This is a genomic window from Bacillus sp. AFS053548, from assembly GCF_002575105.1.
Classification (GTDB): Bacteria; Bacillota; Bacilli; order Bacillales; family Bacillaceae_G; genus Gottfriedia.
In genome coordinates, this window is the sequence record NZ_NUHI01000085.1 from 32,315 (window position 1) to 49,635 (window position 17,321).

Annotated in this window: 17 protein-coding genes and 1 other RNA gene; 4 read left to right on the forward strand and 14 right to left on the reverse strand. The window is 31.3% G+C overall.

Annotation, left to right across the window (positions count from 1 at the left end; translation table 11 throughout):
* Window positions 1-11: 11 nt before the first annotated feature.
* The 3 genes from rnpB to CN946_RS21920 form a co-directional block, all read right to left on the reverse strand.
* Window positions 12-397, reverse strand: an RNA gene (gene rnpB, locus CN946_RS21910) — RNase P RNA component class B.
* 78 nt (window positions 398-475) lie between these two features.
* Entirely contained in the window at window positions 476-781 is a 306-nt protein-coding gene (gene gpsB / locus CN946_RS21915; protein ID WP_025671532.1) for a cell division regulator GpsB, read from the reverse strand.
* A gap of 76 nt (window positions 782-857) precedes the next feature.
* Window positions 858-1,424 (reverse strand): SLOG family protein, encoded by a 567-nt coding sequence (locus tag CN946_RS21920; RefSeq protein ID WP_098862976.1) that lies wholly within the window; start codon window positions 1,422-1,424, stop codon window positions 858-860.
* Window positions 1,425-2,089: 665 nt separating this feature from the next.
* Here CN946_RS21920 and CN946_RS21925 point away from each other — a divergent pair.
* The gene (locus CN946_RS21925) at window positions 2,090-2,818 is read left to right on the forward strand and encodes a GntR family transcriptional regulator (RefSeq protein WP_098862977.1); all 729 of its coding nucleotides are present in this window, start codon (window positions 2,090-2,092) and stop codon (window positions 2,816-2,818) included.
* A 59-nt stretch (window positions 2,819-2,877) separates the two neighbouring features.
* On the opposite strand, the gene CN946_RS21930 is transcribed toward CN946_RS21925, so the two are convergent.
* Complete coding sequence (locus CN946_RS21930) at window positions 2,878-3,720, reverse strand: YppG family protein (RefSeq protein WP_098862978.1); 843 nt, start codon at window positions 3,718-3,720, stop codon at window positions 2,878-2,880.
* A 200-nt stretch (window positions 3,721-3,920) separates the two neighbouring features.
* Here CN946_RS21930 and yppF point away from each other — a divergent pair, with 200 nt between their 5' ends.
* Window positions 3,921-4,097: a YppF family protein gene (gene yppF / locus CN946_RS21935; RefSeq protein ID WP_084006691.1), complete on the forward strand. Its 177-nt coding sequence runs from the start codon at window positions 3,921-3,923 to the stop codon at window positions 4,095-4,097.
* A 136-nt stretch (window positions 4,098-4,233) separates the two neighbouring features.
* On the opposite strand, the gene CN946_RS21940 is transcribed toward yppF, so the two are convergent.
* A complete protein-coding gene (locus CN946_RS21940) occupies window positions 4,234-4,485 on the reverse strand; it encodes a hypothetical protein (protein ID WP_098234187.1) in 252 nt (83 codons plus the stop codon).
* 559 nt (window positions 4,486-5,044) lie between these two features.
* Window positions 5,045-6,052, reverse strand: a complete 1,008-nt coding sequence (locus tag CN946_RS21945) for a DUF2515 family protein (protein ID WP_098862979.1) — start codon at window positions 6,050-6,052, stop codon at window positions 5,045-5,047.
* 94 nt (window positions 6,053-6,146) lie between these two features.
* On the opposite strand from CN946_RS21945, the gene recU reads away from it, so the two are divergent.
* The gene (gene recU, locus CN946_RS21950) at window positions 6,147-6,749 is read left to right on the forward strand and encodes a Holliday junction resolvase RecU (protein WP_098862980.1); all 603 of its coding nucleotides are present in this window, start codon (window positions 6,147-6,149) and stop codon (window positions 6,747-6,749) included.
* A gap of 50 nt (window positions 6,750-6,799) precedes the next feature.
* A complete protein-coding gene (locus tag CN946_RS21955; RefSeq protein ID WP_098862981.1) occupies window positions 6,800-9,502 on the forward strand; it encodes a transglycosylase domain-containing protein in 2,703 nt (900 codons plus the stop codon).
* A 101-nt stretch (window positions 9,503-9,603) separates the two neighbouring features.
* On the opposite strand, the gene CN946_RS21960 is transcribed toward CN946_RS21955, so the two are convergent.
* The 8 genes from CN946_RS21960 to panD all read right to left on the reverse strand — a co-directional run bounded on the left by CN946_RS21960 (window position 9,604) and on the right by panD (window position 17,310).
* On the reverse strand, window positions 9,604-10,107 hold the full coding sequence (locus CN946_RS21960; RefSeq protein ID WP_098429782.1) for a YpoC family protein: 504 nt from the start codon (window positions 10,105-10,107) through the stop codon (window positions 9,604-9,606).
* Complete coding sequence (gene nth / locus CN946_RS21965) at window positions 10,097-10,759, reverse strand: endonuclease III (RefSeq protein ID WP_098862982.1); 663 nt, start codon at window positions 10,757-10,759, stop codon at window positions 10,097-10,099. The genes CN946_RS21960 and nth overlap by 11 nt, the downstream gene beginning before the upstream one ends.
* A gap of 228 nt (window positions 10,760-10,987) precedes the next feature.
* Window positions 10,988-11,698, reverse strand: a complete 711-nt coding sequence (locus CN946_RS21970; protein ID WP_286134023.1) for a DnaD domain-containing protein — start codon at window positions 11,696-11,698, stop codon at window positions 10,988-10,990.
* Between the two features lie 283 nt (window positions 11,699-11,981).
* Complete coding sequence (locus CN946_RS21975) at window positions 11,982-13,169, reverse strand: pyridoxal phosphate-dependent aminotransferase (protein ID WP_098862984.1); 1,188 nt, start codon at window positions 13,167-13,169, stop codon at window positions 11,982-11,984.
* 15 nt (window positions 13,170-13,184) lie between these two features.
* Complete coding sequence (locus CN946_RS21980; RefSeq protein WP_098862985.1) at window positions 13,185-13,649, reverse strand: cell wall elongation regulator TseB-like domain-containing protein; 465 nt, start codon at window positions 13,647-13,649, stop codon at window positions 13,185-13,187.
* Window positions 13,650-13,660: 11 nt separating this feature from the next.
* On the reverse strand, window positions 13,661-13,831 hold the full coding sequence (locus tag CN946_RS21985) for a YpmA family protein (protein WP_082459338.1): 171 nt from the start codon (window positions 13,829-13,831) through the stop codon (window positions 13,661-13,663).
* Between the two features lie 107 nt (window positions 13,832-13,938).
* A complete protein-coding gene (gene dinG / locus CN946_RS21990) occupies window positions 13,939-16,728 on the reverse strand; it encodes an ATP-dependent DNA helicase DinG (RefSeq protein ID WP_098862986.1) in 2,790 nt (929 codons plus the stop codon).
* Between the two features lie 198 nt (window positions 16,729-16,926).
* Window positions 16,927-17,310 carry an aspartate 1-decarboxylase gene (gene panD, locus CN946_RS21995; RefSeq protein WP_025671415.1) on the reverse strand — a complete coding sequence of 128 codons (384 nt, stop codon included), beginning with the start codon at window positions 17,308-17,310 and terminating at the stop codon, window positions 16,927-16,929.
* Window positions 17,311-17,321 lie beyond the last annotated feature (11 nt).

Here is a 17,321-nt window from a genome sequence, read left to right on the forward strand (position 1 = left end):
CATTTCATATGTTCTGTAAGCCATGTTCTGTACCATTCGTACTTCAAGCGGCTCTCGCCTCGTACTACTAGGTGGTAATCATCTATCTACAGAATAATCTGTCCCTTTCTCAGTTCAATTCCTTTGAAAGGATTCCCCTACCATAATTTGGGTTTCTCGCTCGTGGGGTTTACCGCGTTCCACTCCTCTCATTTCTTCGAGGACTACGTCACTGTGGCACTTTAAAGGTAGTAGAACCATATCCATAAAGGACTTAGGTCCGTTCCCTGCCGTTAGCTGATTACACAGCTACCCTATCTTATGACTTCGATGGGCACGAACACTACAGCCATCGCAGGACTGTGCGAGCATGGACTTTCCTCAACAACGTCAAGCGTTGCAGCGATTACCCGAACATATTGAAACGAACATTTATTAGTATAGTAAATAATACTTAAGTTTGCAATGCTTTCTTAAAATATAAATTAAGTTAAAATTATTCGAATAGTTTACTACCAAAAACATGCTTCTCTAAATTTGATAATCTTTTTAGAACATCAGTATTCGTATTATTAAAAGGTGATGGTGGAGGTGTAGCTGTGTTCTTTTGGTCCTCCAACAATTTTTTATACTTTGCATTTTCTTGTTGTAGGGCTACGATTTGATTTTGAAACGATTCATAATCTTTAATGATACTGTCTAAGTATTGGTCCACTTCTTCTTGATTATATCCTCGCATTGAAACTTTAAACTCTTTATTTAGGATATCTTTTATACTTAGTTTTATTTTTGTTGATTCCATGTGTGTCACCCCAAAACATTTAGAAATATTTACCTTCTATTTTTTCAAACTCTTCATAAATTGTCAATTATCTATTCTATATTTCCCTATATTTATTGTCATCATTCTCAAATGACTCTTCTGCAATCACTTGTAAATCGTCAAATGTGATGATTTCTACAGGATAATTAAATAGTTCATTTTTCTTGTATGCTAAATCATATAAATATCTAGAGCTCCCTTCTTTTTCATTATCGTAAAATAAAATACATCCGTCACTTTTACTAACTAAAAATTCATTTTTAGCTTTTAACTGAATTGGAGATTCGTATGGCTTTCTTGAAATTGAGTCGACGTGATCCGCCCCAATTAAGATTTCATTATAATATTCTTTATTTGCTTCATTCCAATTTTTCTCTTGATCTTCGTATGGTGTAAAAATACCCAACTTTATTTCGGGATAATCAAGCTGTAGTTCGAATACTACTTCTGCGGCCCATAATTCAGTACCCATTTGCCCTGAAATAATAATCCATTCTAGTTCATCTATAAATAAAAGTATTTTATTTTTTATTGCTTTTTTTATGTACTTAACTGCATCGTGTTTATTCGAAAAAATTCCTAATTCAAATGATTTATAACCAGATATAAGTAGTATCTTCATATTACCTCACAATAATAAATTAGGAAGAACTAAAAGTTCTTCCACAAATTAAATTTTATTTTATTAAATACTCTGCTTTATTTCAAATATTTAGTAACAAATATATATTGTAAGTATAAATTTATCTCGCAAAAATCATTTAAATAATATTCAAATGTAGAAATTTATATTGAGGGAATCTAATATTTAACTTTGAATAGTAGTCATAAGCTTAGTGGAAATCAACTATTAAGACCAATTAAAGATCAATATTTCAATATTTGATTGCTGCTCATAGAGGATATTTTATTCCCTTTTAGATTAGTTATTGTGATAGGAATATTATTGTTAAAATTTTTTCGTCGAAATTTTATGATAACATTACATATAAAGCTTGTTTAAAACTTGTAAAAATAATTAATGTTAATGTAATTGTGAAAAAAAATAAAAAAAGTATTTTGTTCAAAATTATCCTCTCCAATATCCTAAATATACTTTAATGTCAACTTTTTTATTTTATTAGGTTTGAACATATTTCACAACAATAAATTTAATAATGATTAAAAGTTTAAATATTCTGATTTTTTCGAGTATACACAATGATTGCCGAATGCATTTTATTCCTTTAAAATGAGTTATGAAATCGTTTTAAATATAGATAATTAATGCAATTCAAGGAGTAAAAAATGATTAACAAAAATTCCCCAATACCAATTTATCATCAATTATTAGAATACATAAAATGTAAAATCGCTTCAGGTGAATACCCTTCTGATGAATTGATTCCATCAGAAAGAGAGTTTTCAGAGAAATTCCAAATATCTCGTATGACCGTTCGACAAGCATTAAATAATTTAGTTCAAGAAGGAATTGTTTACAGACAAAAAGGTAAAGGTACATTTGTTAGTCGTCAAAAAGTTGAAAAAAAAATTAGTAGATTAAATAGTTACACTGAAGAAATGATTGAGAGAGGTTTAAAACCGAGTAGTAGATTAGTTCAATTTGATATTTTAAATTCTGATAAAGCATTATCCAATATACTAAAGATAAAAGAAAACGATCCTATTTATTTTATAAAACGGGTCCGTTTAGCAGACTCAATTCCTATGTCGATTGAAAGTATCCACGTGTCATGCGATATTGCTCCAAACCTTAATCAAAGTGTTTTAGAAAAATCATTCTTTGATTATGTAAATGCCAATATTCCAGATCCTATTCAATATGCTGATCAATCGATTCAAGCTAGAATGCCTTCTGAAGAAGAAGCGCAATTATTAGAAATTCCTCCGAATTGTCCCGTATTAGCAATTTATCGTACAACTTATTTAAGAAGTGGCAAAGTTTTAGAGTACGAATTAACTGTTTACAGAGCAGACCGCTACAAGCTTGTACACTCTTTATCTAGAAATGATTAATAGTATAGAAAGTAAATTCTTTTTACGATTTAAAAAAGCCAGGAGATCCTGGCTTTTTTTTACTTGAATAAAACCCCTATTTGTTTAAATAATCCACCTACTTGATTCATGGTATTCATCATTTGACCAGCAGTAGACATCATTTTTGGGACATCGTATGAACCTGAACCATTTTTAAATTGATTTAATATTGATGAAAACTGAAAAGATTGACCATTATTATTTTGTTGGTTTAATTTTTTGGGTTGAGTTGGATAAGGTGTAGTAGGCGCAAACATTGATGGAGTTGTAAATGGACCTTGTTGTAGCATTTGAGCATGTTGAGGTTGCATTGAATACTGGTGATTTTGAGGGCTGCTTAAATAGTCCGTTTGATTACCGAATTGTGAAGGATACATTGGCATATATGGATATTGGTTTTGCATCACTCCATAATAATTAGGATCGTATTGATACCCTTGGTTATATGAAACAGTAGGATGCTGCATTGGAAAGTGTTGTGGTGTTGCATACTGCATTTGACTTTGATCATAACTACCTGTTTGTATTGATGATCCCCCATAAGGAGATGGCTCAATCATCTGTGATTGTTGGATTGTTTGAGGTGATTGGGTTAGTTGAGTTGGTTGAGCTGGTTGTATTAGTTGAGTCGATTGTGCATGTTGTATTAGTTGAGTCGATTGTGCATGTTGTGTCTGTTGCGATTGAACTGGCGGTTGTAGTGTATTCATAGTAGGGTTTTGGGAAAAAGGTTGAATTGTATTTCCATAGTAACGCTGATTTTCATTAGATATTTGATTCATTTCTGGAAAATTAAAATTCTCATCAATCATTTGGTTTTGCTTTCTAAACCATTCAAAGCTGTTATCTGAATGATTTGGAGGAAACATTTGAGATTTCATATTCTCACATCCATTATAAGTTTTCTCATTTATAAATATGTTACAAATGCCTATTCTGTTACTTCTATTATCTTATGCGCTATTTGTCATAATATGTCGGAAGTTTAAATTTTTAAAAAAATTTAAATTTTAAATATTTATGGTACATTTTATTTAGTTATACAAGTTGTTAATTATATTTTAATGTTGGAGGGGTAATAATGACTTTACAAGAATTAAAGAGCAAGTTTATTTCATCAAAAAGTTTCGAACCAACTGACTTTAATCAATTAATGGACTTTTTACAACAAAATTACCTAAATGGTGAGGTTACTATTCAACATTACAGAGAATTAGTTAAAGAACTTGAACTATTTGGCGCTTGTAAGCCAATTTAGTTATCGGGAATATAATATTATAAGAAATAAAGCGATACACATTTACTAAATAGTAAATGTGTATCGCTTTATTTAATTCCATTATTCTCTTACCCCTTCATTAAAAACAAATATGTTTTACTTTTATATATATTTATTAAATATTAAATGCTAATTGTCTTCCTAAAAATGGTGTTGAGATCCAACTACCACCCTCTTTTGCTTGACTTACTTTCTTTTCAAAATGATGAAGATGCACTGTTGTTGACTGGATCTTATTTAAAAGTAAATTCTTTTCTTCATCACATTTTTGATCAATTCTTAAAGCTAAGGAGTGCTCAATAAATTCAACCTCATTTAAAAATTCATCAATTGCTCGAAAAAAATCATCTCTTTGAATTAACTCCATACAGTTCAACTCCTCTTCCTATTTTTCTAAATTTTCTTTACAGAATAAATTCAACAACAATTCATCTACCTCCTTCCCTAGTGACAAAACTAGAACTATTTCGCTAAACAAAGTGAATAAAGGTATTTTCATCTATAATTTCGACAAAAAAACTTGTAACGTTGAACAGAATTGGGAAAGGTATATTACATGGAGGTGTTTCAAATGGCAAAAAACAAAAATGAAAAAAAGAAAAAACAAGAAAAAAGTAAAAGTCAACAAACTGGTAATCCAAAATTAGATGGTCCTAATATCCCTGCTACATAACCAATGGGAACACTCGATTTTGATCGACATTCTTTCTATTGAAAAATCGATTAAAAAGAAAAAAGCTAGCATATTAGTGCTAGCTTTTTTCTGAATGTTGAAATATAAAATGGTCAATAGAGAAAACTGACATTAGCTGAACATTTATTAATGATGAAATTATCATTTTTTTTGGATGATCTATTAAATGGCTTTAATGAGTAATTAATTGACAAGGTTTGTTTTTCAACAGTGTGAAAAAAAGCTAACATTTTTATTGAAAAATCGCTTTCAATTTTAACAATGAACCAAGCAGCTCTTGCTTTATTAAAAAAGATTGTTTAAAACTATCTCCATTAATAACTTCCTCATATTCATACCATTCATTTAAAATTTTACTATTTGTATACCAATCATCTAGAGCAGTTCGTGTGTGAGGAATTATTGGATAAACATCTCTTAATTTCGGATTATTAGAACTTGTAATTCCAACTAACCCCTCATAATCACTTCTACTGCCTGTGTGATTAGTTTGCATAGCAAAAACGATAAATTCATTGTGTAAATCCTCGTGAAATAAAATTGAATATAATTGTTTACCAATTTGAATCCTTTTCGTTAAATCTTCAAATTGGTAAACACCGAGTCCATATAGTTCACCATTACTTGTCGGAAATATAACATAACTAAGTTTTAATTGTTCCTGTAGTTTAAATGCTAAAGAATTAAAAACTTCACTTTTAAAAAATTTATTTTGAATGACAGGTCTTTCAATCATATTTTGTTCGTTAATAATCAATGAATAAACTAGTCTTTTCTTATCACGATCCGTCCAATATTTCTCCCATTCAATTTCCATAAAACTAGATACTGAAAAATATTTCAATAAATAAAATAATGGCTTATTTTTCACTTTTGAATATTCAAAAAGAAGTAACTGTGGAAATGCATCTAAAAAAATAATCCAATTTGCCCGTTCATACGTCATAAAAAGCTGTTTTCTTTGTTTAAGACTTAGTCCATTAACGAATATTTGGTTTTCTAAATCAGTCATGTTATAGCCTGCATTACGTGACACCATACTTGCAAGAAAAGACCACTCTATTTCACTTTGTCTTAAAAAATATTCTTGGTATGCAATCGTTCTAGAAATATTATCTGCATTATATTTAACTGTTTCTTTCTTTATTAAATCAATAAGTTTTGCTTCTTCCTGTGATAAATTGTGATCTTCTCTTCTTTTTTTTATGAAACCTTTCCAGCTTTCATGGTTTGCATTCATTGACTCACCCCAAGCAATCTGGTATTTTTTTACACGAACATCTGTTTTAGTGCTATAATACAAGTTGTATGTAAATTAAGGTGGAGTTGGTTTTATGACAATAAGTTACCCAAATCGAAGAAATAATGTAGTTCAAAAAAATAACGAAATACAAGTAAAATCAAATAATACGTATAGTAATCGCGGAATGTCCCTTGAAGATGATTTAAATGCTACTAATACGTATTATTTATCAAATAACATCGCAAACATACATAAAAAACCAACACCTGTACAAATCGTAAAAGTAGACTATCCAAAAAGAAGTGCTGCAGTTATTAGAGAAGCCTATTTTAAGCAACCATCAACTACCGACTATAATGGCATCTATAAAGGGAAGTATATTGATTTTGAAGCTAAGGAAACCAATAATAAGACTAGTTTTCCTTTACAAAATTTCCATTTACACCAAATAGAGCATATGGAAAATGTACTGAATCATGGTGGAATTTCGTTTGTCATATTAAAATTTTCATTATATAATGAAATTTATTTTATGAAAGCAACTGATATTCTTACCTTTTGGAAAAGGCAAACAGATGGTGGAAGAAAATCAATTTCTAGAGAAGAATGCAAAGAGTATGGAACGTTACTTAAATCAAGTTATCCAATCATTGTTCCTTACTTAAAATGTATCGATGAACTTTTTGTAATTTAATATTTTAATAATTTCATTAAGTTCATTTGAAAGGCAGGAGAAACAAAAAAATGGCAAAAGAGTATAGTTCACGACAGGAACGAAAACAAATGGAAATGGAAAAGCCTTCAGATGTGAAACCCAAAAAACGTGAAGGTTTATGGAAAAAGATTACTTTATCAATATTAACTTTAGCGGTACTTTGTATTCTCGGGGGAGTTGGAACTTTCTATTATTTAGTAAGTGATGCACCTAAACTTGATGAATCAAAGCTTAAAGTACCTTTATCGTCTACGATTCTAGATAAAAATGGGAATGTTATTGCTGAGCTAGGAACTGAACAAAGAACGAAAGTTTCATATAACGAGATTCCTAAAGTAGTAGAAGATGCTTTTATTGCTACTGAGGACGTACGTTTTTATAAACATAAAGGTGTTGATATCCGCCGTGTGCTTGGCGCAGTTTTAGCTAATATTACTGGTGGATTTGGATCACAAGGTGGTAGTACAATTACTCAACAAGTTGTCAAAAACTCATTCTTGTCTCCACAAAAAACAATTAAACGTAAAGTACAAGAATGGTATTTATCATTCCAGCTTGAACAAAAATATTCTAAACAACAAATTTTAGAAATGTATTTAAATAAAGTTTACTTCTCTAATGGTCTAAAAGGCCGAGGAGTATATGGTGTAGCAAAAGCAAGTGAAACATATTTTAGTACAGATTTATCGAAAATTACGTTACCTGAAGCAGCTACACTTGCTGGTATGGTACAAAGTCCAAATAACTACAATCCAGCAAAACATCCGGCTGAATCAGAAGCTAGAAGAAATGTTGTATTAAGCCAGATGAAAAAATATGGTTATATAACGAATGAACAATATGCTAAAGCAAAAGCAATTCCGGAGAAATCAATAGTTAAAGTTCATGAAAGTGGACAAACAAAATATCAAGCATTCATTGATGTCGTTATGGATGAGGTTAAAAAATACGGTGATGCAGATATAAATACAGATGGATTAACAATCGAAACAACTTTAGATCCAAAAGCACAAGATAAAGCAGATGAAATTATTAATCGAGGATCTGAATTTTATCCAAGTGATGATTTCCAAACTGGTTTTGTATTAACTGACACTAAAACAGGTGAAATTAAGGCTGTAGGTGCTGGAAGAAATACAACTAGTGGCGGTTTAAATTTTGCAACAGATATTAAAAGACAACCTGGTTCAACTATTAAACCAATCCTAGACTACGGTCCAGCAATTCAATATTTAAAATGGTCTACTAACCATCAACTTGTTGATGAGCCATATCAATATTCTGATGGGACACCTATTCGAAACGCTGATAAATCATATAAAGGTAAATTATCGATTCGTAAGGCGTTAATCGGTTCAAGAAATATTCCTGCTTTAAAAACAATGCAGCAAGTTGGATTAGATAAATCACGTGAATTTGGTAACGGACTTGGATTTAACTTCCAAAAGGACAGTTTTTATGAGTCTCATGCAATCGGTGGTTTTACAGGTGTATCTGCAATGGATATGGCAGGTGCATATGCAGCCTTCGGTAATGGCGGTGTTTATATAAAACCACATGCTGTTACAAAAATTATCTATCAAGATAAAACTGAAAAAGTATTAGCTCCTGAACCAAAACAAGCAATGAGCGATTACACTGCATATATGATTACAGATATGCTACGTGACGTTGTTAAGGCTCCAGGCGGTACGGGTGGTAGAGCTAATGTACCTGGACTAGATATGGCAGGTAAAACTGGTACTACAAACTACCCACAAGAAGTAAAAGACAAATATGGCTTCCCTTCAAACGCAACTCGAGATAGTTGGTTTGTTGGTTATACTCCAGATGTTACTATTTCGGTATGGACTGGATATGAGAAAAATAAAGAAGGTCATTATTTAAGTAAGACATCAACAAATCTAGCTAAATATATTGCTAGAGATATGTTAGCAGCAACAGCTGATCGTTCATCTGAGTTTCATAAACCAAGCTCAGTTGTAAAGGTACAAGACGAATTATATATTAAAGGTGAAAAAATGGATGATCTACCTACACCTGATACATTAGATCCAGCTAAAAGTGTTACAGCGAAATATGATGAAAAAACGAGCAGTGTTTCGTTAAATTGGCAGTATCCTTCTGATTTACTTGCTTCTACTACTTTTGAAGTTAACTATGATATTAACGGTGTTAAAGGCCAAACTCAAAAAGTAAATGGAACATCAGCAAAAATTAATGGCATCGTAGCTGGAAACAAAGTAAAAATTACAATCGTGGCAACAAATGGCGAAACTAAGAGTGCTGCGGTTACTGTTACAGTCGATTTAACTACTACCCAAGAGCCTACTACCCCACCAGCTGATAATAATGGTAATGGTAACGGTAATAATGGTAATGGCAACGGTAATAATGGTAATGGCAACGGTAATAATGGTAATGGTAATGGTAACGGCACTGGCACTGGTGACGGCACTGGCACTGGTGACGGCACTGGTACTGGTGACGGTGGTACTGGTGACGGTGGTACTGGTGACGGTACTGGTGACGGTACTGGTGATGGTACGGGTACTGGTGATGGTGGCGGTACTGGTGATGGTAATACAAATCCAACTACACCTCCTACTACACCAGATCCAACTAAACCATCAAAACCATCAAAACCAACTAATACGAATCCAACTTCGTATAACTCAGATTCATACACTAATAATCGATTTAATAAGTTGGAACGTAATATTATTGCATAAATTAAAAACCTCCTCGTTTTTTGAGGAGGTTTTTCTATGTAATTAATCTAAACATTGAGCCTAAGTATAACCAATTTACTCTAAATCTAAAATAAGCCTCCTCATCTTGAGGAGGTTATTTTTTGCTTATAATAAAGCTTTTCTAACTCTGTATATAAGCCAGAAAGTTGAATGAAAGAGTGATAGTGATCTGGTTGATTTAATACAAAACTAATACGCTCGTCTAAATTGATTGGCTTAATCTTTAATTTATCTAACTCAAGTAATAAATTATTTAAATTAAGAAGCATTTGGCCATTTATCCATGTAAGAATTGATATAAAATTAGCTAGGCCTCTTATCATCGGCTCACACGCAAGTTTTCGATTCCGTTGCTTAAAGTAGTTAGAAATGTGTTCAGATTCCTCTTTCCATTCATTAATCATCTCTTTAATAATTTCATCGCTTTCATTCGGGATGTTAAAGCTCTTATTAACTAGAATCTGATTGCTTTCATAAAAAAACGGTTTATTTTTAATTTTGATTTCTTCATTGATTATTTGTTCATTAGCATTGTCTTTATAAAATGGCGTAACAATAAAATCCTTATAAATACTATTTGTCATTTACTTTCTTCACTTTCATTCGTTTTTTCCCTTCTCTACACATATCAAGTAAAGGACATACTTCACAACTCGGCCTTTGAGCTTTACAATGGTATCTACCAAAAAATATGAGTCGATGATGAGTTACTCCCCAGTCTTCGATCGGAACTTTTTTCATTAATGTCTCTTCTACTTCTAAAACAGAATCTTTCCAACGGCATATAGCTAATCTTTTTGAAACTCTCTCAACATGAGTATCTACTGCGATTGCTGGAATATTAAATGCGACTGACATTACTACATTAGCTGTCTTTCTACCAACTCCAGGCAATTTTACAAGTTCTTCTCTAGTTCGTGGAACTTCTCCATTAAATTCATTAATAATCATTTCACTTAATTTTTGGATATTTTTTGCTTTATTCCTGAAAAGTCCGATTGAGCGAATATCATTTTGTAATTCCTCTAAAGTAACATTTAAATAATCCTGAGGTTCTTTATATTTTTCAAATAGATTTTTTGTTACTTTATTTACTAAAACATCAGTACATTGAGCGGATAAAGCGACCGCTACTACTAATTCAAACGGATTCTTATGGTTTAATTCACAATGTGCATCGGGGAACATGTCACCAATTATATTAAGAACCTCATTTATTTGCTGTTTATTTAACATCTCAAAACACTCCTTACTTAAACAAAAGCGAGGAGTATATCCACGCTTCAGACTGCCCGCCAACCGCTCGCTTTCTTCGTTGATTCGCATGTCTGTGGTACTCATTACCGTTTAAAGGTAACTCCCTCCTCACCAGGCTTCACGCCTCGAAAGACAAACGCTTTCAGACAGTCTGATCAAATTTTTTGTACATTGTTTACACAATAAAGCGAGGAGCATGTCCTCGCTTTATTTTTCAAGCCAATTATAAAAAGGAATTGATCCTGTATACTTTGTTTCGTTTTGTGGTTCTCTTGTTTCTTTCTTTCTAAAATGCTTACTATAATTCATTGCTTGGTCTACTTGCTTTATTCCATTTTTCTTCCACTCAAAAAGAATACGATCTATATAACGAAAATTTAATTTCCCACTTATAACTGCTTCTTTAAGTGCAGTTTTTATTAGTTTTTCATTATGATCATCTTGGTCCATCCACATTGTTAAAGTTTCAATTTCAAAAGGAGACAATAATCTACCAAATTCTTTTTCAAATACTAAGTAAATTGATTCTTCTTCTTGTTCAATAATTGAAGGAATAGTAAGTTTTTCATTTGATTGTTGACCCTTCTGGGTCAAATCAATTAATTTTAACCATAACGGAGAAAGTGAATATGCCTCACATCGTAAATTATGATGGTCAATCTCTTCCGTAATTTCTAATAAACCCTTTTTAAGAAGTTCTCGAATAACTTCCATACATTTTTGTTCATTTATTGACATAATATTTGCTAATTGAGTAGGTGTTGGAAACGTATGACCTTGTTGTTGAAAAGAGTAAAGCTGTAGAATCATGACTAGTTCTTCTTCATTTATGTTTAAAGAAGAATAATGACTGAGAAGTAGATTTGGAATACTAATATTCCCAAATTGAATCCAGTTTAGAATGCTATTATTATTCACTTCGAACACCTCTAGCATAGTATAGCATGATTACATAAATTATACAGTAAAAGAAACTCGTGAAATAAAAATAAATAGAGGCATGTAAATCACACCTCTATTTTAGTATATCTATTTAGTATTTAAAAAACCAACTAATAAATTATTTAATTAAGGATATGTCTGTTTAATAAAGTGGGAATAGTTTTTGCTTAGTGGTGCTTAAAATTCAAACAAAAAATGTATAAAAAAAGCTAAGCATATGCTTAGCTTTAGTGTTTAAAAATATGTGTTTCCACTAAAATTAACTTAAGATACTTGCTTTCATAAATTGCTCAATACGATCTAAAGCTTTATCTAACTGTACTTGAGATGTTGCATATGATAGGCGGATATTATCAGGTGAACCGAATCCTGAACCAGGGATTACCGCTACATTAGCTTTTTCAAGTAATTCAGTAGAGAATTCATCTACATTTTGATATCCAGCCATTTTAGCTGCCTCAGTCACATTTGGGAATAAATAAAATGCACCATTCGGTTTAACACAGCTAAATCCTGGAAGTGAAATTAAACGCTCATAAGTTTTATTTAAACGATCTTCAAACGCTACTCTCATTTCTTCAACAGGAGCATCGCCTAACTCGTATGCTTTAATCGTAGCGATTTGAGCCATTGTTGTAGGATTTGAAGTAGAGTGACTAGCAAGATTTGTCATGGCATTAATTATTTCTTTATTACCAACAGCATAACCAATTCTCCATCCTGTCATTGAATGAGATTTTGATACACCGTTGATAATAATCGTTTGCTCTTTAAGCTCTGGGCTTAATGAAGCAATTGAAACATGTTTTGCACCATCATATACTAATTTCTCATAGATTTCGTCAGAAACGATTAATATATCATGTTTTAAACAAATTTCACCGATTGCTTTTAATTCTTGCTCATCATAAATCATACCAGTTGGATTACTTGGTGAATTAATAATGATCGCTTTTGTATTCTCTGTAATTGCTGCTTCGATTTGTTCAGGTGTTACTTTAAATTGTTGATGTTCATAACCTTCAATAAATACTGGTACACCTTCTGCTAATATAACTTGCTCGGGATAGCTTACCCAGTAAGGTGTCGGAATAATTACTTCGTGACCAGGATCTAAAATCGCTTGGAAAAGTGTGTAAAGTGCATGTTTTGCACCATTTGTTACAACAACCTCACCTGGAGAATAAGTTAATCCTTGATCTTTCAATAACTTATCACAAATAGTTTTTCTTAAAGCTGGTAAACCGTTTGAAGGAGTATATTTAGTTTGGCCTTTAAGCATTGCTGAATAAGCTTCTTCAATAATTTCAACTGGTGTATTGAAATCAGGTTCACCTGCTCCTAATCCAATTACATCAATTCCTTGATCTTTCATCTCTTTTGCTTTTGCTGTAATAGCTAGTGTTGTAGATGGTGTTAGTGCACTTACTCTTTTTGCTAGTTTCATCTTGTTAATTTCCCCCTAAATACTATAACGTTTTAAAAGCTCTCCATTTTCGAAAGCAGCGTAGTAAAAATTATATCGGCCGTTTTGGTCTATATATACTACTTCCCAAAGTGGTATTTTGTTCTCTATTCCTAACTTTACTTTATGTATTTTTTTTGGGTTTCTCTCACTGACTACTTTGTCAATGATTTGTTTTTGGGTCAATCCTTCACTTTTCTTTCGTGTAATAACTTCTCCATCCTGTACCCACGCGATCATTTCATTATTTGCATCATCTTTACCACTTACAACAATCGCTTGTTCTTTTCCATGGAAATAATCAGAAGTTTCCACAGATTTTAAATACCGTTGATGTAAAACAAGCTCTTCGGCGTGTTTTTTATCATCATTTAGCTTTGAAATTGATGATTGATAAGTGGCGATTAAAAATAATGAAAGAAAAATGATGCTTAATCCAAGGATGACTAACCATTTTTTCATATATACCTCATTTATGTTCGATAAATTGTAAATACCGCATATTCTTGATCTTCTTTATCAAGTGCAAGTCCAAACATTAAATCTTTTTCTTTTAAAGTACGATTTAAACTATCAACAATTTTGTATAAATCTCTAGTATATTCAATTTTTGTTGTTGATAATACTTCAATATTTGAATTCATGTTGCTCCTCCTAAAAATGTATTATAAATACATTACAATTTATGTCATTATACCATACGTCTAACCTTAAATCCCCTACTATTCTCATGCTAAATTTTGAAAAACTACTAAAAATCTTTTAATAATTCATCAATTGTATTAATTTTTATTTTGTTTTTCGGGATTAACTTTAAAAATTCTGATCCATAACTAGTATTTATTATGCGATTATCTAAAACAAATAATGAACCATGATCTTTTTCATTTCGAATTAGACGACCATAACCTTGTCTAAACTTAAATACAGCTAATGGTAAAGCCAAACTTGAGAAAGAATTTTCTCCAGCTTTTTTTAATAAATTTGATTTAGCAATAAACATAGGCTTTTCAGGGTTTGTAAACGGTAAGCGTACAATGATTAAACAATCTAATTCTTCATTAGGTAGGTCAATTCCTTCCCAAAAAGTGTTCGTACCTAATAAAATTGTTTGTTTAGATTGTAAAAACTGTTTTATTAACTTTTGTTTTCCTCCAGGAGAAACACCTTGAGCTAATACAGATGAATTCAGTGAGTCTAAATCTTGTATTAATTGATCATAAGTCTGTTTTAATAAATCAAAAGCTGTAAATAAAACTAATGTTCTACCTTTTATTTTGGTAACAATTTTTCGAATCGTATTCGAAGTTTGTAATGCATACCCTTCTTGCGTGATCTCTTTTATTCCCATTAAATCTGAAGGAATATAGACTCTCATCCCTTGGGCAAAATCAGTTGGGACGGGGTATATTTTTTCAATAACATTGATATTTTCACTAATTCCTAATGATGACTTTATAAATGAAAATGATGAATCAATCGACATCGTAGCGGATGTTAGTACAATAGAATTTCTTTCACTAATTAAATAATTTTGTATTAAATCTGCATTTTCAACTTTCTCACAATAAAGCATCGTTGTATGAAATGAGCCTTTTGCTTCTGTTTCCATCCAGCAAATATAATGATCATTTTTATCGAATAATATTTCATAAAGACCATTTTTCATGCTTTTTAATTGTTCAATAATCATTTTAAACTCCGAAACGATAGAACGATGAAACGCTGATCCCTTTTTATCTTCAATTAAATTCAAATATTGCTCGCAACCCGAGAATAAAGTATTATTCACATGAATTAATCGATTTGCACATTCTTGAATAACCTTCCAATTTTGGCTAGAAGTATTTTTATCATTTAGTGTAATTGACTGTCTAATGTTTTCTTTATCAAGTTCATTTTGTTTACTTAAAATAAAATCACGTAATAACCTAAATAACTCTTCTGATTCATACTTTATTTCTTTTACTAAATGATCAACTTTTTTCCACCATTTTTCACGATTTGGTATTCCCTCATCAAATTTATATAATCGGTGAACTAGCTCATTACTATCAGTAGTACTTAATCTACTTAAATATTGATAATATTTTAAGCAAGAAAAAGTGATTCCAAAAGTTTTTGATGCTGTCTCCTCAAGAGCATGTGCCTCATCGATTACAATCGTTTTGACAGAATTAATTAAGTGATCTTTATTTTTTAAAGTAGACATTAAATATGCATGGTTTGTAATAATTATATCGGCTAACATTAATTGATTTTTAGCCTTTTGATAAAAACATTTATGAAACCAAGGATTTGTTCTTTTATTTTCACTTTCTTCGTTACAACAAACACGATCCCATAAATGTAAGCCACCTGAAGGAAGTGATAATTCATCTAATTCTCCATTTTCAGTTTCAGTTAACCAAACAGTTATCATTGCCTTCGATAAAATACTATCGTAATTATCATCAAATTGTTCGCCAACAATATATTCAAATTTTTGCAGACATAGATAATTTCTTTTACTTTGTATAGAAGCTATTTTCAACTGAAATGGAACTATTTTTTCTATCGTTTTTATGTGTTTTTTAAGTAATTGTTTTTGTAACGAAATGGTACTTGTACTAATCACCACTTGTTTGCCAAATTGTTTTGAGAAAAATGCTGATGGAATTAAATAACCAAATGTCTTGCCAACACCTGTTCCAGCCTCAGCTAATAGAATATTATTCTGGCTAAATGCATCGAACACATCGTGCATATATGCAAACTGTTCATCTCTTTTTATAAAATTTGGAATTTCTACAGCCATCTGATCTACAAGTTCACGTTTAAGATGCTCGTCGAATTCTACGAAATCCTCTTCCTCTTGAGGTAAACTAAAGCTTCTTTTTTTAAGAGCTATTCGTCTAAATTCCTCATAATCAACAGATTCATTTGAAAATGATTCAGATTGCTTTTGAAGTAGATCCGAAATATAGTATGTAATGTCACTTTTAAAACTAGTGCTAAGTTTTTCTAATATTTTTAATGATGCATATGGCAAGCTCTCAAGTTTTTTTAATAAAATTGTTAATAATTCGGCAGTTACTTCAGCATCACTATCAGCTTGATGAGGGTTTTCATGTTGTATATTGAATACTTTTGCTAAATCAGATAATTTATAACTAGTTAAAGTTGGATATAAAATTCTTGATAACTCCACTGTATCAATAGCTAACGGTGAAATTTTTGGTAAACCAATTCTCTCAAATTCTTTTTGCAAAAAAGTTAAGTCAAAATGCACATTGTGTGCAACAAAATAGGCGTCATTAAACATCGGGTATAATTCTTCAACTATTTGTTCAAATTGAGGAGCATATTGAACCATTTCATCTGAAATTCCTGTTAGTTCGGAAATAAAGGTTGGAATATTCATGTTTGGATTAATAAAACTTGAAAACTGTTCAATAACTTCTCCACTTTCCAATAAAAAGGCTGCAATTTGAATAATTCGATCTTGACCTCTATTATTATTTCCTGTTGTTTCTAAGTCAACGACCACAAATTTATTCATATTTTGCCACCTCCAAATTCTCTATATAGATATTATTTTGCATAAACAGATTAAACAATACAACCAACAAAAAAATCCCCTAAAGAAGGGGATTTCAAATTGCCCTCAAACGCTCGTTTTCTTCGCTGTTTCTCTTGTCTGTTAAATACTTTTGATTCTCATCAAGTAACTTCATGCTACAAATTCAAAAGTTGACTATTATTTAACTGTACCTGCAATTTCTTTGCCAATCATTTCGACAATTTCATTTGCATCATTTAAAATAGCAATCTTTGGTTCATGTTGATCTAGTTTCTCTTCCTCTACCTGACCATATGCAATAATAATTACTTTGTCGCCTTCTTGCACCAATCTAGCCGCTGCACCATTAAGACAAATTACACCACTTCCACGTTTTCCTGGAATAACATATGTCTCAAGTCGTGCACCATTATTATTATTTACAATTTGGACTTTTTCATTTTCAAGTACATCAACAGCGTCCATTAAATCTTGATCAATTGTAATACTTCCAACATAATTTAAATTAGCTTCTGTAACTGTAGCTCTATGAAGTTTCGCTCTCATCATTGTGCGAATCATGTCATTTCCCC

Bases quoted from the DNA above. Each gene is read 5' to 3' on its own strand.
- nth (WP_098862982.1), bottom strand. From the start codon at position 10,759: ATGTTAAATAAACAGCAAATAAATGAGGTTCTTAATATAATTGGTGAC.
- CN946_RS21925 (WP_098862977.1), top strand. From the start codon at position 2,090: ATGATTAACAAAAATTCCCCAATACCAATTTATCATCAATTATTAGAA.
- CN946_RS21980 (WP_098862985.1), bottom strand. From the start codon at position 13,649: ATGAAAAAATGGTTAGTCATCCTTGGATTAAGCATCATTTTTCTTTCA.
- CN946_RS21945 (WP_098862979.1), bottom strand. From the start codon at position 6,052: ATGAATGCAAACCATGAAAGCTGGAAAGGTTTCATAAAAAAAAGAAGA.
- recU (WP_098862980.1), top strand. From the start codon at position 6,147: ATGACAATAAGTTACCCAAATCGAAGAAATAATGTAGTTCAAAAAAAT.
- CN946_RS21960 (WP_098429782.1), bottom strand. From the start codon at position 10,107: ATGACAAATAGTATTTATAAGGATTTTATTGTTACGCCATTTTATAAA.
- CN946_RS21940 (WP_098234187.1), bottom strand. From the start codon at position 4,485: ATGGAGTTAATTCAAAGAGATGATTTTTTTCGAGCAATTGATGAATTT.
- dinG (WP_098862986.1), bottom strand. From the start codon at position 16,728: ATGAATAAATTTGTGGTCGTTGACTTAGAAACAACAGGAAATAATAAT.
- yppF (WP_084006691.1), top strand. From the start codon at position 3,921: ATGACTTTACAAGAATTAAAGAGCAAGTTTATTTCATCAAAAAGTTTC.
- CN946_RS21930 (WP_098862978.1), bottom strand. From the start codon at position 3,720: ATGAAATCTCAAATGTTTCCTCCAAATCATTCAGATAACAGCTTTGAA.
- panD (WP_025671415.1), bottom strand. From the start codon at position 17,310: ATGATTCGCACAATGATGAGAGCGAAACTTCATAGAGCTACAGTTACA.
- CN946_RS21920 (WP_098862976.1), bottom strand. From the start codon at position 1,424: ATGAAGATACTACTTATATCTGGTTATAAATCATTTGAATTAGGAATT.
- CN946_RS21975 (WP_098862984.1), bottom strand. From the start codon at position 13,169: ATGAAACTAGCAAAAAGAGTAAGTGCACTAACACCATCTACAACACTA.
- CN946_RS21985 (WP_082459338.1), bottom strand. From the start codon at position 13,831: ATGAATTCAAATATTGAAGTATTATCAACAACAAAAATTGAATATACT.
- gpsB (WP_025671532.1), bottom strand. From the start codon at position 781: ATGGAATCAACAAAAATAAAACTAAGTATAAAAGATATCCTAAATAAA.
- CN946_RS21955 (WP_098862981.1), top strand. From the start codon at position 6,800: ATGGCAAAAGAGTATAGTTCACGACAGGAACGAAAACAAATGGAAATG.